This window comes from Neobacillus drentensis (genome assembly GCF_036965425.1).
Classification (GTDB): domain Bacteria; phylum Bacillota; class Bacilli; order Bacillales; family Cytobacillaceae; genus Neobacillus; species Neobacillus drentensis_F.
In genome coordinates, this window is record NZ_JBALPP010000049.1 from 42,155 (window position 1) to 63,302 (window position 21,148).

The window sequence follows — 21,148 nt, forward strand, 5'->3', positions numbered from 1 at the left end:
AGGACATCACAGGATGAGTAATCGGAGGCGTGTTATTTTAATTACTGACGGTGATGAATACGCAAAGAAAGCTGTCGAGCATGTTGCCAAGGAAATAGGCGGCCGCTGTCTTTCCATGTCGCAAGGGAATCCGTCTAAATTAACAGGTGCTGAGCTTGTCCGATTAATAAAAAAAACTCCGTATGATCCAGTACTGGTGATGTTTGATGATAGTGGAATTGTAGGGGAAGGATATGGTGAAAATGCCCTAAAATATGTGGCATTACATAAAGATATTGAAGTATTGGGAATTATAGCAGTGGCAGCAAAATCGCATCATGAGGAATGGACGAGAGTCGATATAAGTATCGATCACGATGGCGAATTAACGCCATATGGAGTAGATAAATACGGTATACCAGAACTTGAAATCGGCAGAATAAATGGAGATACCGTTTACTGTCTTGATGAATTGAATGTACCGATAATTGTTGGAATAGGCGATATTGGTAAAATGGCACGCCGTGATTCTTATAAGATAGGTTCGCCCATCACGAAAAAAGCAGTAGAGCTTATACTAGAAAGGAGTGGCTTCTATGACAAGAGGTAAGGAGCATATTTGGCCGATTCCGGAATCCGTGCATGAAATTGAAAATTATATGAAACAACGAGTTGGGCTGGGTGTCAGCTTTGATTTAGGAATACGGAAATTGACCATTCTAAAAAAAGAAGTCAATATTTATTATGTCAATGGACTATGTGACACCAGTTATATAATTCAACTAATTAAAGAATTAGTAGAGATTAATGATCATGAAAAAATTTCCACGAACCTGTTCAAAATTATTGATAATAGGCTTATCAACCAATCTGTTGAGCAAATTAAAGATTTAGACCAGCTTGTATTAAAAGTACTATCAGGTTTAATTGTTGTAGTAATGGAAGGCGAAAGCACGGCTTTTGCTATTGATGTAAGAAGCTACCCGGGGCGTTCACCTCAAGAACCTGATACAGAAAAGGTAGTAAGAGGATCACGAGATGGTTTAGTAGAAAATATCATTCTAAATACGGCTTTAATTAGAAGGAGAATCAGGGACGAGCGGCTTCGTTTTGAAATGTTAAAAGTAGGAGAGCGCTCAAGAACCGATGTTTCTTTAGGTTATTTAGAGGATGTGGCCGACCCAGATCTAATTAATATAATCCGAAAAGAATTAAATGCTATTGAAACGGATGGAATTCCAATGGCAGATAAAACGATTGAAGAATTCTTAGTAAAACAAGGGTTCAATCCATTTCCGCTTGTAAGGTATACAGAGCGTGCGGATGTGGCCGCTACCCATATCCTTGAAGGGCATGTAATTATATTAGTAGACACATCACCAAGCGTAATTATTACACCAACGACGTACTTTCATCATGTTCAGCATGCGGAAGAATTCAGGGAATCACCAGCAATGGGAACTTTTATGCGCTTTGCTCGATTTCTTGGTGTAGTAACTTCTATATTACTACTTCCGTTATGGTTGTTATTCGTATTGGAACCATCATTATTACCTGAAAAGCTATCATTTATTGGACCGAATGAACAGACCAATATTCCAATTATCGTTCAAATATTTTTAGCAGATTTTGGTCTGGAATTTTTGAGATTGGCTGCCATTCATACACCAACACCGCTTTCAACAGCAATGGGCTTAATTGCAGCAGTATTGATTGGGCAAATTGCCATTAGTGTAGGTCTATTTGTTCCTGAGGTAATTTTGTATGTGGCTGTAGCTGGTATTGGATCTTTTACAACCCCAAGTTACGAGTTAAGTATAGCAAACAAAATGGGTAGATTAACCTTGTTACTGCTTGTCGCATTTTTCCATACACCAGGTTTTGTAATCGGGACTACCTTATTCTTTATTTTTCTTGTTAAAACCCGTGCCCTTAATACACCATACTTATGGCCTTTTCTTCCGTTTGAGCCTAAAGGATTTATGCAAATTATTTTTCGAAGGGCTATTCCGGGGTCAATCCTTAGACCAAGCATTGTCCACCCAAGAAATCGTTACAGGCAGCCGCCAAAAGCCAACGAGAAATGATTGCGGAAATTTCTCTGTTATGCTAAAGTGTTTTTAATTAAATATTCAATAGAGTGCAAAAAAATAGGCAGTTTCTATGCAGATTCTGTCTATTTATTTATTATCTTTTGTGATTGTCTACATAAAATGTAGTGAGTCGTTACGGAGAGAGGGAAGGGAATGTTTTTTTACGGAACAACAGGTGTAAATAAAAACGGGAATTTAGAAATAGGCGGTGTTGATGCTCTCGAGCTGGCACAGCAATTTGGGACTCCGTTATATGTTTATGATGTGGCATTAATGAGAGAAAGAGCGCGTGGGTTTAAACAGACTTTTGAAGACCAGCAAGTAAAGGCTCAAGTTGCATATGCCAGTAAAGCATTTTCAACAGTCGCCATGGTTCAACTGGCAGAAGAAGAAGGATTATCACTGGATGTTGTCTCCGGCGGCGAATTATATACAGCGATTACTGCTGGATTCCCAGTGGAGAGAATTCATTTTCATGGAAATAACAAAAGCAGAGAAGAATTAGAAATGGCATTGGAGCATGGAATTGGCTGCATTGTCATTGATAATTTTTTTGAGATGGAACTTTTAAAATCGATCTGTTTAGAGAAAAAGGCCAATGTAAATATTTTATTAAGGATTACGCCGGGAATTGAAGCCCATACCCATGATTATATTTTAACGGGTCAGGAGGATTCCAAATTTGGTTTCGACCTGCAAAATGGACAAGCGGAACAGGCCTTAACATCCGCTCTCCAATTTGAACATTTTAATGTCCTTGGACTTCATTGTCATATTGGCTCGCAAATTTTTGAAACCACGGGTTTCTTGCTGGCAGCTAAAAAAATTGTTGAAAGAATGTCGGATTGGAAAAACAAGTTATCCTTTGAAGCAGAGGTATTAAATTTAGGCGGAGGTTTTGGAATTCGATATACAAAAGAGGATGAACCGATTCCGCCATCGCAATATGTTAGTGAGATAATAAAAGAAGTAAAAAATTTGACTGCACAATACTCGCTAAAAATGCCGGAAATATGGATTGAACCAGGACGTTCGTTAGTCGGTGATGCTGGTATTACTCTATATAAAGTCGGGTCTTCAAAGGAAGTTCCTGGGGTTAGAAAATATTTAGCAGTGGATGGCGGGATGAGCGATAATATCCGTCCAGCCCTTTACCATGCAAAATATGAGGCTGTTCTTGCTAATAAGCCCTTGGCACAGCCGAATGAAACAGTTTCGATTGCAGGGAAATGCTGTGAATCCGGAGATATGTTGATTTGGGATTTGCCTTTACCTGAAACGGACGATGAGGATATTCTGGCTGTATTTTGCACAGGTGCCTACGGCTATTCCATGTCAAACAACTATAACCGCATACCGCGTCCGGCTGTCGTTTTTGTTGAAAACGGCAAGGCTGCTCTTGTCGTAAAAAGAGAGACCTACGAGGATTTAATTAGACACGATTTACCACTAAGATAGAAAAAAGCTGCCGTATCTTCGGCAGCTTTTTCGACTTATTAAGAAAATAGCGATTTAATGGCATCAATGAGCGAAATGAAAAATTGTTTTAATTTTTCTAAAAATCCTTGCCCTTCCTCCGATTGAAGGAATTTTGAAATGCGGTCTTTTGCTTTATTTAGCTGATCCCCTACCTGATTCCAGTCAATGTCCAAACCCTTTAGCTTATTAAAAAGGTCAATCAAGCGTTTCATTTGTTCTTCAGTTAGGGTAATGTTTAATTCCTTAGCTGCCTGTTCAATAATGCTTCGCAATTCTGCATCATTTTTTGGTTTATTCTTGGCGATTTCCTCTTTTACTTTTGCAATTAAAGCTGCCGCATTTTTTTCACCGATGGAGTCACCGAGCTTGGCTGTTTCGACCATTTCCTGGTTAGCAGCCTGCTTTACTTCCTCAGGAATCGTTTTATCTGCTGAGATTTCATATGCTTTAATAATTCCTGTTAAAGCTGCGGTTCCTGAAACAGAAATTGGAGCTGTAATGTAAATGTTGGCATCCTTGACCCCTGCAGTAATAAGGGCGTTAACAAACATTTCATCGGTTACCCAATTTATATTTTTTGTTTTAACCGTTATGCCGGCACCTTTGGGAGCAATGGTGATGGATGAGGATGAAATCGCCTTTGTTCCGATGAGTGATTTGGCTACATATTTCCCTAAATATTGATGCTCCTCCTGATTAGATACGGTTACGATTTGAACATCCTTGGGAGCATTCATTTCTGCGAGTAGTGCGTCCTTTTGTTCTGCTGTTAAATTTTCACCCAATGTTACAATCATGTCACCTTCAGCTAAATCCGCAAAGCTTTGGATAGGGAATGTGAACATAATAGCTGCCATTAGGAGAATAAGAATTTTTTTCATGTTAGCCTCCTTGAAAAATACCTTACCTTAATAATATATCCGATTTCATTAAATATAACGAAAAAAACGATTTAGAAGTTTCATAGAATGAAAATTTAATTAATAGAGGAAATGGATTATTTTTGTCAAATAGTGTAGAATGAAGGTCGAGCAAGAACTCGTTTTGGAGGAACCTTTTTCATGAAAAAAAGCAACTGGATATTATTTGGTATTCTTATTGGACTTTCTGTTCTCTGGGGAATCATTTATTGGATGTTTATTGGACCAAAGCAATAGTAATATTTCTCATTGATGATTGTCCTAGAATTATGTATGATGGTGGTTAGTGAAACATTATAATTTTAACTACATATAATGAATAAATGTTTATTATTGATTTATTAGGAAAAAATATACTATTGTTAAACCAATATTTTCATCGGTTTATTTAATATAATGAGGGATCTAAATGTTAATTCGATACAAGAAAGCATTCGAAAAAATTGCAATGGGTTTATTGTCTTTTATGCCGAATGAAAAGGACTTAAAGAAACTTCAGCAAACGATGAAGGAATATGAAACAGAAGAGAATTGGCAGCTGTTTTTATGGAAGGAAGAAGATATTATTGGGCTTCTTGGCGTTCTATATCATCGTGATACAAATGCTCTTGAAATACAGCATATTTCCGTAAATCCCTCACATCGCTTTCAAGGGGTTGGAAAAAGGATGGTTCAAGCACTTAGAGAAATGTATGCAGATAGAGAAATTATTGCAAATGAAGATACAGCTCCGTTTATTGAAAAATGTAACTTTTGCTAGTTTCAAAAAATAGAGCAGCGAATATCTTATTCGCTGCTCTTTCGCATCTTTAAAGACCGATATCTTTCCTCAATGACCTCTGTTCTGTCCCTTAATCTATGACGCTCGACGAGTTCCACGTTGCTAATATCACTTTTTTTCCCCCATTGGAAGCCCTGATCTTCACAAAATAATTTACAACTCTCAATTAGAAAGGGGTCACTTATCGGCAATTGGATGCTCATATATTCTTTTTTTTCTTTGATGACTGATAATTGCTTCAATAATAATTCATGAAGCATCTGTTGATTAAGGCCAAGACTAGTAACTGAGACATTTTTTGATTCTAATATTTTTATTGCTTTTTCTAATGTTCTTGCAGCCCCATTATAATTTCCGCGGCGGAAATGATAGCATGATACTGCCAATTGTATAAGACCGACCCAAATGGATTCTTTGTTACCTGGGTCAGTTTTTTTCCAAAATTCTTCAAGAATCTCATGACACTCAAAATAATCCCTGTCACCGTGAAAGTGGGCTAAAAATTGAACATATTCTATTGGGTACAAGGTATCCCCCCTAAAAAAGAATGTATATATAGTTTAGCATAAACAAACTAAAAAGCCCGTCAATCATGACGGGCTTCTAGTTCTAATCCATTCTTCAAGGTTTGTGCCTTAGTAAATCCAAGAAGCACCAACAATAATTAATAAAATGAATAGAACTACGATTAAAGCAAATCCGGCACCATATCCGCCATCAGCCATATTAAATACCTCCTAAAAAGTTTTTGTTCTTTTCTTTGTCATCATATGTAGGGTATTTGTCCATTGTTTGGGCAAACATCATGATTACACAATAAAGCTGTTATGTTTTGATTTTTCTATTGGATAACCTAGATTGAATCCTCTATACTATTAATAGTCTAAGTAAAAAGAATTTTGGTGAGTAACGATGCCATATCAGGTGAAAATTGATGCATTTGAGGGACCGCTGGACTTGCTCCTTCATTTAATTAATCGGCTCGAAATTGATATTTATGATATTCCAGTTGCCCAAATTACGGAGCAATACTTGCTTTATATTAAAACCATGAACGAATTAAAACTCGATATTGCCAGTGAGTATTTAGTAATCGCGGCAACATTGCTGGAAATAAAGAGTAAAATGCTGCTGCCAAAGCATGAAGAAGAATCTAATGAAGATTTTGATGAGTTTTCGTATGAAGAAGATCCAAGAGATGAGCTTGTAGAACGTTTGATTGAGTACCGTAAATATAAAGAGGCTGCCCATGATTTAAAATCAATGGAAGAAGAACGTGGTCTAATGTACACAAAGCCGCCTAGTGATTTGTCTGATTATGTAAAAGATATCCGACCAGAAAAGACAGAGTTAAATGTATCCTTATATGACATGTTAGCGGCTTTTCAAAAATTATTAAGAAGGAAAAAGCTGCAGCGTCCAATGGCAACAAAAATTGCGCGGCAAGAGATATCAATTGAGAAAAGAATGACAGAAATACTAGATGAATTAAAACAGCTAAAAGGAAGGAAGAACTTTAACGAATTATTTCCTTACCCGGCAAAAGACCATGTTGTCGTCACTTTTTTAGCCATTTTGGAGCTGATAAAAAGAAAAGAAGTTGACGTCGAACAGCAAGAAAATTTCGGTGAAATTTTTGTAGAAGCTGTAAAGAAAGGAGTAAATGTGGTTGGAAATTATTAATTGGAGCAGTATTCTTGAAAGCCTCTTGTTTGCTGCCGGCGATGAAGGCCTTTCACTTAAACAATTAGCTGAGGTCTTAGAAATAGATGAAATAAAGGCAAATGAAATTATTGAGGAATTGAAGCAGGAATATGATGAAGATGAAAATAGAGGAATAATTGTTGTTCAGCTTGCGGGAACCTTTCAGCTGGCAACGAAGAAGGAAAATGCCCCGTATTTAAAAAAGCTGGTTGATTCCCCGAATAATTCGACTCTTTCTCAAGCCGCCTTGGAGACTCTGGCTATTATCGCCTACAAACAGCCAATCACTCGTGCAGAAATTGAAGAAATTCGCGGTGTGAAAACAGAAAGACCGTTGCATACACTTGTATCAAAAGCATTAATAAAAGAAGTAGGCCGCGCTGAAGGAACAGGAAGAGCTTATTTATATGGTACCACGAAAGAGTTTCTTGATTATTTTGGATTAAAAAGTGTTGATGAGCTTCCTAAGCTTCCGGAAAAAGTGGAGGATGATTTTATTCAAGAAGAAGCAGATTTATTTTTTGAGAAATTCCAAGAAACAATTAACTCTTAAAATACAATCAAATCATCAGAATTTATGCTAAAATAAATATAAGATTTCAAAATTTTTTAACATGGTTGTGCATTTCGATAAGGAGCGGGATTAAGTTGCTAATTAAAGAGTGTAAAGGGTTCGAATTAGAAAAAGAAAAATCCAATACCTCAGAGGATTTTTTTAACAGAAGTGAAGTGACCTTTATTGAAAATGGGGAAGAAAGGACGCTCCACGTTTTATATGTTAGGTATTTTGATGAGTGTCTCCAAGAATTTACACCGTACACAACGGACCCTATTATGTCAGGACAAGGCCTTGAAGTGACTTTTAAAGATATCGTTGCCCTTGTATGTTTATTGAAAAATCCCGGCTTACGCGGGCGCAAACGTCTTTATCTTAATTCAAAGTATGAATTTGCATTGTATTTTCAAGATATTGATTTTAAAAAATTACCTGAAGTTTTTCAGTCTCTTAAGCAGAAAAATAGCTATGAGATTCGTTCTCCGCTAGAGTTTACATTACAGTCTAAATAAATTCAAATTGGATAAATTCCAGGGGGTAAATAATGGGAAATTCACTAGTAAAATCTCAGCTTATGGATGTGAAAGGTTTTCTAACTAAGACCATTACAACATTAGAGGATTTCTTAAATGAAACAACAATTAAAGGGTTCAATCTAGAAAATGAAGAAGATCAATCGTATATTAAATTAATTTTTTCAAATCTAAGGAAACTAATTGTTTATAGTGAAGAAGGTCTGGAGGCTTGTTCTGTCATTTTGCAAAGTGAACCTTTTCAAAAAGCCGCAGCCGAAAAAACTTTATATAAGATTTACCACAATTGTATTGAAGAGTTCTTTGCTCCTAAAAATGATGCGTGGTTTGAAAATAGCCGATCTGCTTATACTGGCAGAAACGCCATTAAATATTATCGGAATGTGCCAGAAGCAGTAAGTCTGCTGATCAAAAGTCTTGAGGGTGAATTTCAGCGGATTAGAGAAGAACTTGAATATTATGAAACAGATTACCGGACAAAAATGATTCAATCTAAATAGAAAAAATGAGTGCTGCCATTGGTTACAGTAATACCAATGGCAGCTTTTTTTGGGTTCTTAATAGTCTAAAATTTTCATACTATTTATGTAGATTTACAGCATAAATAGGAGTGGATATCATGGATCGGTTTAGCCGCTATGTGACTGAATTATTTGAATGGAATGAACAAATGAAACAATTTCTTCGTTCAGAAGCAGTCGGTAATAACTCTGAATTATGGGAACAGCTTGATGCCTTTACGGAATTAATAGAAGGGACCAATCGAGAGCTTTCTAATGAGGAACTACTTTCTCTTCAAACAAAAGCAGAGAACATCCATGAACAAATGGAAACCTATTTTAAACGGAAGCAGGAAATCGGGCAGCTTTGGGTAGTTGAAAAGACAATTCCGCCTGGAGGACATTCTTTACCGGAGTTATCTTATTCATATAACGCATTGGAGCCGTATATCTCAGAGGAAATTATGAGGCTTCACCATGACAAACACCACCGTTCCTATGTCGACGGTTTGAATAAGGCCGAACTTAATCTCAAAAAGGCAAGAGAAACGAATGATTTTTCACTTATTAAGCATTGGTCAAGGGAACTCGCTTTTCATGGATCGGGTCATTACCTTCATACAATTTTTTGGAAAAATATGAGCTCAAATGGTGGCGGAAATCCCCATGGACCTCTTAAAGAGGAAATAGAAAATTATTTTGGTAGCTTAACAGCTTTTAAAAAACAGTTTTCTGAAGCGGCAAAGCAAGTGGAAGGAGTCGGCTGGGCGATATTGGTCTGGTCACCAAGAGCAAGGCATCTGGAGGTTTTACAATCCGAACGGCATATGCTTTTAACCCAGTGGGATACCATACCGTTGCTTGTTTTAGATGTATGGGAGCATGCCTATTATCTTCAATATAAAAACAAGCGGGCAGACTATGTAGATAATTGGTGGAATGTTGTGAACTGGAGCGATGTTGAAATGAGATTTGAAAAAGCAGCAGATATAAAATGGCCGGCTTTTTAAGTAATGACTATGTTAAAGAACAGTGTTGATTTTTAACACTGTTGATTGGAGCGGAAGGCGCGAAGACTCCTGCGGGAGTACGGGGCAGGGGAGACCCCGGAGGCGCTTAAGCGCCGAGGAGGCTCACCGGCACGCCCGCGGAAAGCGAAGCGCCTGGAGAGCAAATCAACAACTAATTTAAACAGAGTTTAAGTAATTGGAATGGCAAGTGCCAATTGGCAGCTTGCCTTTTTCTATGGGTTATTGTCATAACAAGCCTTGTCCTGCATAAACTTTTATTAAATAGAAAAGCGGAAGCGCCTTGTCCAGGGGCGACAAGCATAAGACCAGCCGGCTGGAAGGTTGCTTTTTAACCTTCCCGACGGATTGGCTTATGACCTCGAGCCCCTAGGCGCTGTAGCTAGACATTAAAGAAGGGGACGAGGTAAATCTAATGAGAATGATTTCAAAGCTAGTCATTTTTTTCCTCATGGTCTCAATACTCGTTGCTAACATTCCTCAAAAGGTGGATGCTTCCCTTGGAGTAAGTGCTGCAAGTGCTGTACTCATAGAGCAGAAGACTGGACGAGTCCTATATGAAAAAGATGCGCACACAAAAAGGAGAATTGCCAGTATAACGAAAATCATGACAGCAGTTCTGGCGATTGAATCAGGAAAAATGAATAAATATGTTAAAGTCAGTGAGCAGGCAACCCGTGCCGAAGGGTCATCGGTTTATTTAAAACCTGGAGAAAAAATTAAACTGAGTGACTTGGTATATGGGTTGATGCTAAGATCCGGGAATGATACCGCAGTAGCCATCGCCGAATATGTTGGCGGTAGTGTTGATGGCTTTGCCTATTTAATGAATCAAAAGGCCAGGGAAATCGGAATGTTTGATACTCATTTTTCCAACCCGCATGGACTTGATGACCATGAAGATCACTATTCCTCTGCCTATGATATGGCTATGTTAATGCGTTATGCGATGCAAGATAAAACGTTCGCGAAAATCTCGGGGACAAAGGTACACCGGGCCCCTAACCCAACAGAAGCATGGGATCGTGTTTGGAAGAACAAAAACAGGCTGCTGACAAAATATAAATATGCCACAGGTGGAAAAACCGGCTATACAAAGCGGGCAAAAAGAACGCTTGTAACAACAGCAACAAAAGGGGATATGAGTTTAGTAGCGGTTACCTTGAATGATTCCAATGATTGGGATGACCACATCTCCATGTACGAAGATGGCTTTAGAAACTATGATATGGCTGAGGTTTTAGAAAAGGGGAAAATTAATGTAACGACCAATAAGGCGTATAAAAATCATTTGTTTGTAAAAAAAACAATTGTGTATCCTGCTACGAGCGAGGAAATGGATTTATTTTCAGTGAAATATAAATTGAACAAGCCAGAGAAAAAATGGAACATTGGAAAGAAAACCGAGCAAATAGTTGGTAAGGCTGCCGTCTATTTGGATGGAAGAATGGTTACTGAAACTCCTATTTACTATCAAAAAGTAAAAGAAGAGAAGCAAGGGCTGCTTGATTCTGTTAAAGAAATTTTCTATTCCATTATAGGTGTGAACGCGAATGGTTAATTATATATGGGTTTTCATGACTATCGTTGGGATTGTTTTCGCGGCTTTAAACGGAACAATGGAGGCAGTAAACAAGGCAGTGTTTGATGGAGCTAAAGAGGCTGTGACCCTATGTATCGGATTAATCAGTGTCCTTGTCTTTTGGCTTGGAATGATGCGGATTGCTGAGGAATCGGGTCTCCTCGAACGGTTGTCGAAGCTATTCCGGCCTCTTGTAAAGATCCTATTCCCAGATGTACCAGCCAACCACCCAGCAATGGGGTATATATTGTCCAACATGATTTCTAATATGTTCGGTTTGGGAAATGCTGCTACACCTCTTGGCATCAAAGCAATGGAAGAATTAAAAAAGATAAATGGTGGAAAAAATACAGCGAGCAGGTCCATGGTCACCTTTTTAGCCATCAATACTGCAAGCATAACAATTATTCCAACCACCGTTATTGCTATCAGGATGAATTATAAATCCATTTCCCCAACAGAAATTGTTGTTCCTACTATAATCGCTACTATACTTTCAGCAATAGGTGCCATTCTCATAGATCGTTATTTTTATTATCGCAGAAGCCGAAAAGGGTGAACTATATGGGGCTGATTTCGGGGCTTTCGCTTACTTTTATTCCACTGTTAATCGGATTTATTTTATTATACGGAACTTTTAAACAAGTTCCAACCTATGAAAGTTTTGTTGAAGGCGGCAAAGAGGGGATAAAAATTGCCATTACCATCATCCCCTTCCTAGTCGGCATGCTCGTAGCCATCTCCATATTTCGGGCCTCAGGAGCATTAGATGCTTTAATGCATTGGATTCGTCCTTTTATGAAATCAATTGGAGTACCAGCTGAAATCGTGCCGTTATTGTTTATTAGACCAATTTCAGGTACAGCTGCACTTGGAATGACAAGTGATTTAATTGCTGTATACGGACCAGATTCCTTTATTGGCAGACTTGCATCGGTGCTGCAAGGAAGCACAGATACTACCTTTTATGTATTAACCGTTTATTTTGGTGCAGTTGGGATAAAAAAAATGGGAGATGCTTTAAAGGTAGGACTCCTCGCCGATGTATTCGGAATCATAGTTTCAATTGTTGTTGTAGTCCTAATATTTGGTACAAAGTAGGTTCACTTAATTGAATCTACTTTTTTAATGCGTATTCATAAAACCCGCTACTTTGAAAAGTGAAGGATTTGTGTCATAATTCATTAGGATAGAATGGATTAATTTTGAGGTGAAAAATTTGGAAAGATTGCAAAAAGTAATAGCTCGAGCTGGAGTTGCATCAAGAAGAAAAGCGGAGGAATTAATTAAAGAAGGAAGAGTTAAAGTAAATGGCACAGTTGTTAAGGAACTCGGTGTCAAGGTATCTTCTTCCGATAGAGTAGAAGTGAATGAAATCCAAATCGAGAAAGAAGAACCTGTCTATTTTCTTTTATATAAACCAAGAGGAGTCATTTCAAGTGTCAGTGACGACAAAGGAAGAAAGGTTGTAACCGATTTCTTTTCTGAATTTAAAGAAAGAATCTTTCCGGTTGGTCGACTGGACTATGATACATCAGGATTATTGTTATTAACCAACGATGGAGAATTTGCTAACTTACTGATGCATCCAAGAAATGAAATTGAAAAAGTGTATGTTGCCAAAACCAAAGGAATTCCTCAAAGAGAAAACATTAGAAAATTGGAAAAGGGAATTAAGCTGGAAGATGGAAAAACAGCACCTGCCAAAGTTAAGGTTCTTTCGGTAGATAAGAAGAAACAAACAGCCATTGTCGAGATAAGTATTCATGAAGGCCGTAACCGTCAAGTTAGAAGAATGTTTGAAGCTATTGGTCACGAGGTTGTGAAATTAAAGCGGGAACGATATGCTTTTTTAACCTTAAATGGTTTGAAGGCGGGAGAGGCAAGAGAACTAACTCCGCATGAAGTAAAACAATTACGAACTCTTGCAAATGATGTTTCTAAAAAAAATTCATAGAACCGTCACAATTCGCAGTGAGGGTTTACACTATGACAGGATTGAAAAATGATATAATTTAGACTAACTGTGTCAGGAGATTTAATGGAGGGTTGGGAATGAAAAAACGGCGATTAGTAATCCGAACGGTAATATTACTTGTTCTAGGTGCAGCCGTTATCTATACGCTGTATGCTAATTTTACAAAAGACAATAAATTAAAAGTCGCGGTTGGTGAAACGGCTCCGGATTTTGTTTTAACCGATATGCAAGGAAACAAGCATCGCCTTTCAGATTACCGTGGACAAGGAGTATTTTTGAATTTTTGGGGAACATGGTGTCCGCCTTGTAAGAAGGAAATGCCATATATCAATAATCAATATCAGCAATATAAGGACAAAGGGGTTCAGGTTTTATCCGTTGATATCCAAGAATCTGAACTTGCTGTTAATCAATTTGCTGAACACTACAAGCTTGATTTTCCTATTATGATTGATACTGATAAAGAAGTAATGACTGCCTATGGAATCGATCCATTGCCAGCTACCTTCTTGATTGATAAAAACGGCAAGGTGATTAAATACAATACTGGAGAAATGTCTGAGGCTACTGTCAGGGATTTTATGGAGAAAATTAAACCTTAGATTACAGGGAGTTTTTTACAATGAAAGATGTTAAATGTGAATGCGGGCATGTAAATCCTCATGGAACCGTGTTATGCGAAGCATGTGGAAAAGTGCTGGATGAAAATGAGAAAAAGAATCCATTACTTGATATGCGCTACGAAGGCAGTGCACGCCGCTCACAGACCTATAACAAAACAATTATTGATAAAATTTGGAATTTCTTTTCTTCTGTAAAGGTTGGAGTTTGGCTTATTATCATTACCCTAATTGCTTCTGCCCTTGGCACAATTCTGCCGCAGGAAATGTATATTGACCAGCCTCCGGAAGTGTATTATGAAGAGGAATACGGCTGGTTTGGTAAATTATATTATCAATTAGGATTCAATGATTTGTATGGTTCCTGGTGGTACTTATTATTAATTGCCATGATAGGTATTTCACTTGTTATTTGCAGCCTAGACAGGGTCGTCCCTTTATATAAGGCATTAAAAGCCCAGCGGGTTACAAGACACGAAGGCTTCTTAAAGCGCCAGCGCGTGTTTGGTGTCAATACACACGTGAATAACGACGACTTTACGGTCATTAAGAAGCATCTAAAAGAAAAACGATACCAGGTTCGTGAGGAAAAGGGAGATATTTTAGCTGAAAAGGGACGTTTTTCAAGATGGGGTCCATATGTAAACCATGTCGGGTTAATTATCTTCCTATTTGGCGGAATGCTTCGTTTTGTGCCTGGAATGTACGTTAATGAGAACCTTTGGGTCAGGGAAGGAGAAACAGCCCTTGTGCCTGAGACAGGTGAAAAGCTTTATCTGAAAAATAATCAATTCATCTTGCAGCATTATGATAAAAACAAAGATAAAACTTTTAAAAAGGCGATTGAAGAAGCAGGAGAAGTGGTGAAAAATTACCAATCTAACGTTATTCTTTACAATCGTGTCGGTGAAAATATTCCCGGAGAAAAACCAAAGCTTGAAAAGATAAAAGATTATAAGGTCCGAGTTAATCATCCTTTAACCTATGAAGGGTATTCTATTTTCCAAGCCTCGTTTAGAAGTGACCTAGAAGCAATGACATTTGCCTTGACCAATAAAAAGACAAATCAGGCCTTTGGGGAAATGAAAATCAACCTTAGGAATCCTAAGTCAGTTTATGAACTAGGTAATGGTTATTCGGTTAAAGTTCTAAGTTATTTTCCTGATTTTGAGTTTGGGAAAAATGGAGAACCTTCTACAAAATCAAGAGTTCCCAATAACCCTGCCTTTGTGTTTCGGATGATATCTCCTGAAAATCCAAAAGGAGAAACGAGTTTCGTTGCAATCAGGCAAACAATTGAACCATCAGGTAATAATACTTATAAAATGGCCTTTAAAGGAATTGAAACTAAAAATGTTTCCGGATTTATCGTGCGCAAGGATTCATCATTATGGGCTATCATATTGGGAGGCATTATCTTTATGATTGGTGTCATTCAAGGGGCCTATTGGAATCACCGCAGGATTTGGGTTCAAAATAAAAACGGTGAGGTTTGGATTGCGGCACACACGAATAAAAATTGGTACGGCCTAAAGAGAGAAATAGAAACTGTTTTAACCGATACGAAGCTAAATATGCCTGAGGATCAACTACAAACGGAAAAACAGGATAAGGAGGTAGTTTAGTTGGTAACAATAAGTAGTAATTTATTGTTTATTGCTTTTATACTTTATTTAGTTGCAACGCTTTTTTACGGCGGAGCCATTACCTCTAAAAAGGGGGCAATTGATAAGAAGGGAACTAATCGCTGGGGGAAAATTGCCGTCTTATTAACAATTATTGGTTTTATATCACAGTTGGGCTATTTTATTACCAGATGGATCGCAGCCGGACACGCACCGGTCAGTAATATGTTTGAGTTTACCACTTTCTTTGGAATGGCTTTAGTTGGTGCATTTATAGTTATATATTTTATTTATCGAACAACTTTACTCGGTTTGTTTACAATGCCTGTTGCGATTCTGGTTATTGCCTATGCCAGCATGTTTCCTAGGGAAATAACCCCATTAATACCGGCATTACAAAGCTACTGGCTTCATATCCATGTAACCACTGCAGCCATTGGCGAAGCAATTTTAGCCATTAGTTTTGCTGCGGGGTTAATTTATCTGGTTAAGGCAATTGATCAATCGAAAGCATCAAAAAGAACCTTTTGGCTTGAAGTGGTCATGTTTTCGCTAGTTACAGTTTTAGGCTTTGTCGCAGTTTCCTCGACATTTTCAGGGTTAGGGTATGATGAAAAATTTACCTGGATTGATAAACATGGAAATGAAGCAAATCTTGAATATACAATGCCCGCCCTTACTGGCCCTCATGAAGGAACACTATTAACAAAAGAGGGATTTCAGCCCCTGGTAGAAATGCCGGCTTTCATTAATGCCAAAAAATTAAATACGGTTATTTGGTCGTTGATGGCAGGCCTTATTCTTTATGGAGTAATTCGGGTTATTTTAAGAAAGCGGATTGCAGCTGCACTTAAGCCGCTAGTAAAAAATATTAAACTTGATTTCGTTGATGAAATTAGCTATCGATCAGTACTTATTGGATTCCCGGTGTTTACACTTGGAGCATTAATCTTTGCAATGATTTGGGCACAAATGGCATGGTCGAGGTTCTGGGGATGGGACCCAAAAGAAGTATGGGCATTAGTTACGTGGCTTTTCTATGCGGCATTTATGCATCTTCGCTTATCGAAGGGATGGCATGGAGAAAAATCAGCGTGGCTTGCCGTAATAGGATTCGTCATCATTATGTTTAATTTAGTAGCTGTAAATCTAGTCATCGCTGGTCTGCATTCCTATGCAGGCAGTTAATTGAAACCTTCACTTTAAGTGAAGGTTTTTTTAAAAAACAATAGTTTATTATAAAAAAATACTTTTGTCATAATATTGACACTTTTAATAGGAGTAATTACCTGAAAATATAGCAAAAACCATTAGCATTTTGTAAAATAAACCTCATGGGGGGATTAATAATGGAAAAAGACGTGAAAATCTTAGTAGTAGATGATGAAGAAAGAATTCGCCGCTTATTAAAAATGTATTTAGAGCGTGAAGATTATACAATTGATGAAGCTGAAGATGGTAATGAAGCTTTAACCAAAGCAATAGATAATGACTATGATGTCATTCTTCTCGATTTAATGATGCCTGGCAAAGATGGAATTGAAGTATGCCGGGAGCTTAGGGAGAAAAAGGCAACTCCTGTTATCATGTTAACGGCAAAAGGTGAAGAAGTTAATCGCGTTCAAGGATTTGAAGTAGGAACAGACGATTATATTGTGAAACCTTTCAGCCCAAGGGAAGTTGTACTGCGTGTAAAAGCTCTTTTAAGAAGATCTTCACAAACTAGCTACCTGCAAACTGAGACAACAACAAAGGATGTTATTGTGTTTCCACATTTAACAATAGATAATGATGCCCATAGAGTCGCCGCTGATGGCAAAGAGGTAAGCTTAACTCCTAAAGAATATGAATTACTATATTTTCTTGCCAAGGCACCAGATAAAGTATTTGATCGTGAGCAGCTATTAAAAGAGGTTTGGCATTATGAATTTTTCGGTGACCTGCGAACCGTTGATACGCATGTAAAGCGTCTCCGTGAAAAGTTAAACAAAGTGTCTGAACAGGCTGCAAGAATGATCGTTACAGTTTGGGGCGTAGGGTATAAATTTGAGGTAAGTAATGAATGACCTTTTTAAGAAGTGTGGTAGGTAAACTTTGGTTTACCATCCTTTTATTGGTATCATTTGTACTATTTATCCTAACAGTCATGCTTTTGGAATACACCCAAAACAATAACATCAAGGTAACAAAAAGTGATTTGACACACACAGCTGAAAAAATTGCCCGAGTTCTCGAAAACCATCCTGATGATAAATTTCCGTTAGGGTTAGAAATATCTTGGGAGATCCTTGATAATGATACCAAAGTGTTAATTGTTAAAAACAGTCAAGATGTCTATTACTCTCCGAACACGGAAAAGGGAAAGAAATTATCCCTTTCAGATATTAAAAATGATACAGAATTGTCTAAAGTATTTAGTAAAAACATTACTGTAGAAAAAATCTCTAACCTCTCATCAGAAATGATTCGAAATAATGAAGATGCCAGTTATTCCATAATTGGTGTACCTCTTCATTTGACTGACGATAAAAATGGTGCTGTTTTTATTTATCAATCCTTGGAAGATATGAAGGAAACATCCCGCTCTACAACAAGATTTATTTTACTTGTCGCAGGTGTTGCGATTATTCTGACAACTATTTTTGCCTTCTTTTTATCAACCAGAATTACGGCGCCATTACGGAAAATGAGAGAGGCAGCCTTTGAAGTGGCGAGAGGAAAGTTTGATACAAAGGTACCGATTCTTACACATGATGAAATCGGGGAATTGGCAACTGCCTTTAATCAAATGGGACGACAATTGAAATTCAATATGAATGCCCTTAGTCAGGAAAAGGAACAGCTCTCTAGCATATTAAGCAGTATGGCAGATGGAGTAATCACCTTTAATCGGGATGGAACAATATTGATCACCAATCCTCCAGCAGACCGCTTTCTCCAATACTGGTACTATGAAAATGGTGAGTTTGGACCTGCTTCGGAGGCCATTCCATCTCAAGTCATGGAGCTTTTTCAAGAGGCAGTAGATACAGAAAAAGAGCAGGTCGGGGAAATTTCTCTTCAGGGCCGCCATTGGGTAATCCTTGTCAGTCCTTTATACAGCAATCGCTTTATTCGTGGGGCTGTTGCAGTCTTAAGGGATATGACGAAGGAAAAGCAATTGGAAAAAATGAGAAGAGACTTTATTGCCAATGTTTCACATGAACTTAGAACTCCCATTTCGATGTTACAGGGATACAGTGAAGCAATTGTGGATGATATTGCTGAATCACAAGAAGAGAAAAAAGAAATGGCAAAGGTTATCTATGATGAGTCCCTTCGAATGGGAAGGCTGGTTAATGAACTTCTTGACTTGGCTCGAATGGAAGCGGGGCATATCCAATTAACAATCGATGAAATAAATATTTCTTCCTTTATTAATAGAATTATTCATAAATTTCAAGGGCTTGCTAAAGATAATGAGATTCAATTGCACGCTGACATAGATATTGGAATTTCCGTTGTTTTCTTTGACCCTGACCGGATTGAACAGGTTTTAACAAACTTAATTGACAATGCCATAAGACACACACCAAAAGGCGGTTCAGTTCGGTTAAACGTAACTTCAGAAGAAAAGGGGATACTAATAGAAGTTAAAGATTCAGGTTCAGGGATTCCTGAAGAAGATTTACCTTTTGTTTTTGAACGCTTTTATAAAGCCGATAAAGCAAGGACCAGGGGAAGGGCAGGTACTGGACTGGGACTGGCTATAGCCAAAAATATTATTGATGCCCATCGGGGGCATATTTCTGTTCAAAGCAAGATCGGACAGGGGACGACATTTTCTTTCCATCTTCCTCGAAAATAGTAAAAACATCAGGTATTTTGCCGATTGTTCTTGATTCACGAGGAACATTATTAAAGCTCATCCAATTTGGATGAGCATTTTTGATTTCGTTAAGTGCTTCCAATAAATACCTTTCTTTTTACCTAAAATAAGTCTATATTTATAGGTGAAACCTTTTATACATAAATATCGACTAATATTAATGAACGGGGAGGGGAATTGATGGACTCCGTTTTCGATGAACTTTATCAAAAATATCATCATGACGTTTTTCAATTTCTATTTTATATGGTTAGAAACAAAGAACATGCAGAGGATCTTGTCCAGGAAGTTTATATAAGAGTTTTTAAGTCCTATAACCGTTTTGAGGGGAAAAGCAGTGAAAAGACCTGGCTTTTTTCTATTGCTCGTAATGTGGCAATAGACTTTTTTCGTAAGCAAAAAGGATGGAAGGAAAGAATTTTCGAAAAATTTGATTGGTCATCCAACCAAGTTAAGGATGACTATCCAATTCCAGAAGAGATAACCGTTCAAAATGAAGAGATTAAATGGATATATAAATGTTTAGAATATTGTACGATGGATCAACGGGCGGTAATCATTTTACGATATTTAAATGATTTATCCATTGCTGAAACTGCAAAAACATTAGGTTGGACAGAAAGTAAAGTAAAAACAACACAGCATCGATCCTTAAAAGTTTTAAAGAAGCACATGGAAATGTTTTATGAAAAGGAGGGATTAACTAGTGAGAAAGTCAGAGTGGAGCGATAAACAGCTCGAGGAACTAATAAGGCAAATGCCTAAAATACAAGATCATCGCGATCCTCGTGACATTTACCAGAATCTTTCTATAAAAAAGCGCAAATTGATACCCTGGTTATTACCAGGAATCGCAACTGCAGCGGCCATGCTTCTTTTTCTTATTTTAGTACCTAACTTAATGGATCGAACAAATAATTCCTTTGATCAAGCCCAAGAAAAAAAATCCTTGGAGCAAACTACAGCTAATAAAGATGCCGGAATTGCCATGGATAAGAAGGAAGCAACTTCAAAGGAGGGGGTAAACTCCGGTACCCAAGAGGTAAAACTTTTACGAACTGAAAGCGTGAAATCTGCGATCTATGATGATGAAGTGGGGAATGGCAAGGTGTTAACCTACTGGATACCTGACCAACAAGCACAGATTCTTATTCCTGTTTCTACTATTGTTTCAGACACAGGCAACAAATCCTGGCTGACTGTTTTTGCAGAAAATAGTGCTTCTCTAAAAGAAGAAGAATGGGGATTAAGTGATTTCTACCCTCTAAATGCGAGATTGGAGCTAGACAACAATAATAATACCGTTATTGTTGATGTCCCTTCAAACCACCTATACGGACAAGGTTCGACCAATGAAACGAGCTTTATAAATGTATTACAAAAAGATATAGCATCAAATAGTAACCTTAGAAAGATAAAGTTCAAAACAAATGGAGAACCAGGTATAGAATTAGGTAATTACGGAATCAAGCAAGAACAAAATATTGTAATCGATCAAAATCATGCTTTTTTGTTTTACTATCCTGTAGGCAGTAAATTACCATATTTAACTCCAACCAAAACTACTTATAAAGATTTTGGAACTGCTTTAGAGGCAATGAAAGAAGATCAACCTGAAAATGGTTTAAAAAGTTCGTTGTCGCCATCATTACAAATTTATGATGTGACCATTTCGGACAAAACTTTATCTATTTCTCTTAAGGACGATTCTACGTTAAAAGATAATCAAATGACATTATATTCATTCGAGGCTTTGATGTTAACCGCTAAGGAGTTTGGGGTTGAAAAAATTATTGTTAAGAATTCCCCGTTAACACATATAGGGCCCTTTGATTTATCAAAGGAAAATAAAGTGCCAATTGCTCCAAATTTGCGCAATATCCAATAAATTGCAAATCAACC

The 21,148-nt window shown here is 37.6% G+C and carries 23 protein-coding genes; 20 read left to right on the forward strand and 3 right to left on the reverse strand.

Annotation, left to right across the window (positions count from 1 at the left end; genetic code table 11):
- Window positions 1-13 precede the first annotated feature (13 nt).
- From V7161_RS14075 to lysA, 3 genes are all read left to right on the forward strand, one after another.
- A complete protein-coding gene (locus V7161_RS14075; protein ID WP_335445814.1) occupies window positions 14-589 on the forward strand; it encodes a stage V sporulation protein AE in 576 nt (191 codons plus the stop codon).
- Window positions 576-2,066 (forward strand): spore germination protein, encoded by a 1,491-nt coding sequence (locus V7161_RS14080; RefSeq protein ID WP_335445816.1) that lies wholly within the window; start codon window positions 576-578, stop codon window positions 2,064-2,066. Before V7161_RS14075 ends, V7161_RS14080 begins: the two co-directional genes overlap by 14 nt.
- Window positions 2,067-2,225: 159 nt before the next feature.
- Window positions 2,226-3,530 (forward strand): diaminopimelate decarboxylase, encoded by a 1,305-nt coding sequence (lysA, locus tag V7161_RS14085; RefSeq protein WP_335445818.1) that lies wholly within the window; start codon window positions 2,226-2,228, stop codon window positions 3,528-3,530.
- A gap of 38 nt (window positions 3,531-3,568) precedes the next feature.
- On the opposite strand, the gene V7161_RS14090 is transcribed toward lysA, so the two are convergent.
- Window positions 3,569-4,432 (reverse strand): DUF1002 domain-containing protein, encoded by an 864-nt coding sequence (locus V7161_RS14090; RefSeq protein ID WP_289985217.1) that lies wholly within the window; start codon window positions 4,430-4,432, stop codon window positions 3,569-3,571.
- 448 nt (window positions 4,433-4,880) lie between these two features.
- On the opposite strand from V7161_RS14090, the gene V7161_RS14095 reads away from it, so the two are divergent.
- Window positions 4,881-5,231, forward strand: coding sequence for a GNAT family N-acetyltransferase (locus tag V7161_RS14095; protein WP_289985218.1), 351 nt, complete (start codon window positions 4,881-4,883; stop codon window positions 5,229-5,231).
- Between the two features lie 26 nt (window positions 5,232-5,257).
- Here the strand turns inward: V7161_RS14095 and V7161_RS14100 are convergent, their stop codons facing one another.
- Window positions 5,258-5,779 carry a DUF309 domain-containing protein gene (locus V7161_RS14100; RefSeq protein ID WP_335445820.1) on the reverse strand — a complete coding sequence of 174 codons (522 nt, stop codon included), beginning with the start codon at window positions 5,777-5,779 and terminating at the stop codon, window positions 5,258-5,260.
- A gap of 108 nt (window positions 5,780-5,887) precedes the next feature.
- Complete coding sequence (locus V7161_RS14105) at window positions 5,888-5,977, reverse strand: YjcZ family sporulation protein (protein WP_223591584.1); 90 nt, start codon at window positions 5,975-5,977, stop codon at window positions 5,888-5,890.
- 187 nt (window positions 5,978-6,164) lie between these two features.
- Between V7161_RS14105 and V7161_RS14110 the strand changes: the two genes are divergently transcribed.
- From V7161_RS14110 to V7161_RS14185, 16 genes are all read left to right on the forward strand, one after another.
- Window positions 6,165-6,935, forward strand: coding sequence for a segregation/condensation protein A (locus V7161_RS14110; protein ID WP_335445822.1), 771 nt, complete (start codon window positions 6,165-6,167; stop codon window positions 6,933-6,935).
- Window positions 6,922-7,509, forward strand: coding sequence for an SMC-Scp complex subunit ScpB (gene scpB, locus V7161_RS14115; RefSeq protein WP_335445824.1), 588 nt, complete (start codon window positions 6,922-6,924; stop codon window positions 7,507-7,509). Before V7161_RS14110 ends, scpB begins: the two co-directional genes overlap by 14 nt.
- Before the next feature lie 95 nt (window positions 7,510-7,604).
- Entirely contained in the window at window positions 7,605-8,024 is a 420-nt protein-coding gene (locus V7161_RS14120; RefSeq protein ID WP_335445826.1) for a hypothetical protein, read from the forward strand.
- Between the two features lie 32 nt (window positions 8,025-8,056).
- Complete coding sequence (locus tag V7161_RS14125) at window positions 8,057-8,545, forward strand: YpuI family protein (protein ID WP_335445828.1); 489 nt, start codon at window positions 8,057-8,059, stop codon at window positions 8,543-8,545.
- A gap of 119 nt (window positions 8,546-8,664) precedes the next feature.
- Complete coding sequence (locus tag V7161_RS14130) at window positions 8,665-9,555, forward strand: superoxide dismutase (RefSeq protein ID WP_335445830.1); 891 nt, start codon at window positions 8,665-8,667, stop codon at window positions 9,553-9,555.
- 433 nt (window positions 9,556-9,988) lie between these two features.
- A complete protein-coding gene (locus tag V7161_RS14135) occupies window positions 9,989-11,134 on the forward strand; it encodes a D-alanyl-D-alanine carboxypeptidase family protein (protein WP_335445832.1) in 1,146 nt (381 codons plus the stop codon).
- Window positions 11,127-11,714, forward strand: a complete 588-nt coding sequence (locus V7161_RS14140; RefSeq protein ID WP_335445834.1) for a nucleoside recognition domain-containing protein — start codon at window positions 11,127-11,129, stop codon at window positions 11,712-11,714. The genes V7161_RS14135 and V7161_RS14140 overlap by 8 nt, the downstream gene beginning before the upstream one ends.
- A gap of 5 nt (window positions 11,715-11,719) precedes the next feature.
- Complete coding sequence (locus tag V7161_RS14145; RefSeq protein ID WP_223591595.1) at window positions 11,720-12,256, forward strand: spore maturation protein; 537 nt, start codon at window positions 11,720-11,722, stop codon at window positions 12,254-12,256.
- A 118-nt stretch (window positions 12,257-12,374) separates the two neighbouring features.
- Entirely contained in the window at window positions 12,375-13,112 is a 738-nt protein-coding gene (rluB, locus tag V7161_RS14150; RefSeq protein WP_223591597.1) for a 23S rRNA pseudouridine(2605) synthase RluB, read from the forward strand.
- Between the two features lie 98 nt (window positions 13,113-13,210).
- Window positions 13,211-13,735 carry a thiol-disulfide oxidoreductase ResA gene (gene resA / locus V7161_RS14155; protein ID WP_335445836.1) on the forward strand — a complete coding sequence of 175 codons (525 nt, stop codon included), beginning with the start codon at window positions 13,211-13,213 and terminating at the stop codon, window positions 13,733-13,735.
- Between the two features lie 20 nt (window positions 13,736-13,755).
- Window positions 13,756-15,378: a cytochrome c biogenesis protein ResB gene (gene resB / locus V7161_RS14160; RefSeq protein WP_335445838.1), complete on the forward strand. Its 1,623-nt coding sequence runs from the start codon at window positions 13,756-13,758 to the stop codon at window positions 15,376-15,378.
- Window positions 15,379-16,566 carry a c-type cytochrome biogenesis protein CcsB gene (gene ccsB / locus V7161_RS14165; RefSeq protein ID WP_335445840.1) on the forward strand — a complete coding sequence of 396 codons (1,188 nt, stop codon included), beginning with the start codon at window positions 15,379-15,381 and terminating at the stop codon, window positions 16,564-16,566. It begins immediately after the preceding gene.
- A 161-nt stretch (window positions 16,567-16,727) separates the two neighbouring features.
- Window positions 16,728-17,444 carry a response regulator transcription factor gene (locus tag V7161_RS14170; RefSeq protein WP_335445842.1) on the forward strand — a complete coding sequence of 239 codons (717 nt, stop codon included), beginning with the start codon at window positions 16,728-16,730 and terminating at the stop codon, window positions 17,442-17,444.
- Window positions 17,441-19,225, forward strand: coding sequence for an ATP-binding protein (locus V7161_RS14175; protein ID WP_335445844.1), 1,785 nt, complete (start codon window positions 17,441-17,443; stop codon window positions 19,223-19,225). Before V7161_RS14170 ends, V7161_RS14175 begins: the two co-directional genes overlap by 4 nt.
- Window positions 19,226-19,426: 201 nt before the next feature.
- Complete coding sequence (sigX, locus tag V7161_RS14180) at window positions 19,427-19,978, forward strand: RNA polymerase sigma factor SigX (protein ID WP_335445846.1); 552 nt, start codon at window positions 19,427-19,429, stop codon at window positions 19,976-19,978.
- A gap of 25 nt (window positions 19,979-20,003) precedes the next feature.
- Window positions 20,004-21,134: a hypothetical protein gene (locus V7161_RS14185; protein ID WP_335445848.1), complete on the forward strand. Its 1,131-nt coding sequence runs from the start codon at window positions 20,004-20,006 to the stop codon at window positions 21,132-21,134.
- The last annotated feature ends 14 nt before the right edge of the window (window positions 21,135-21,148 follow it).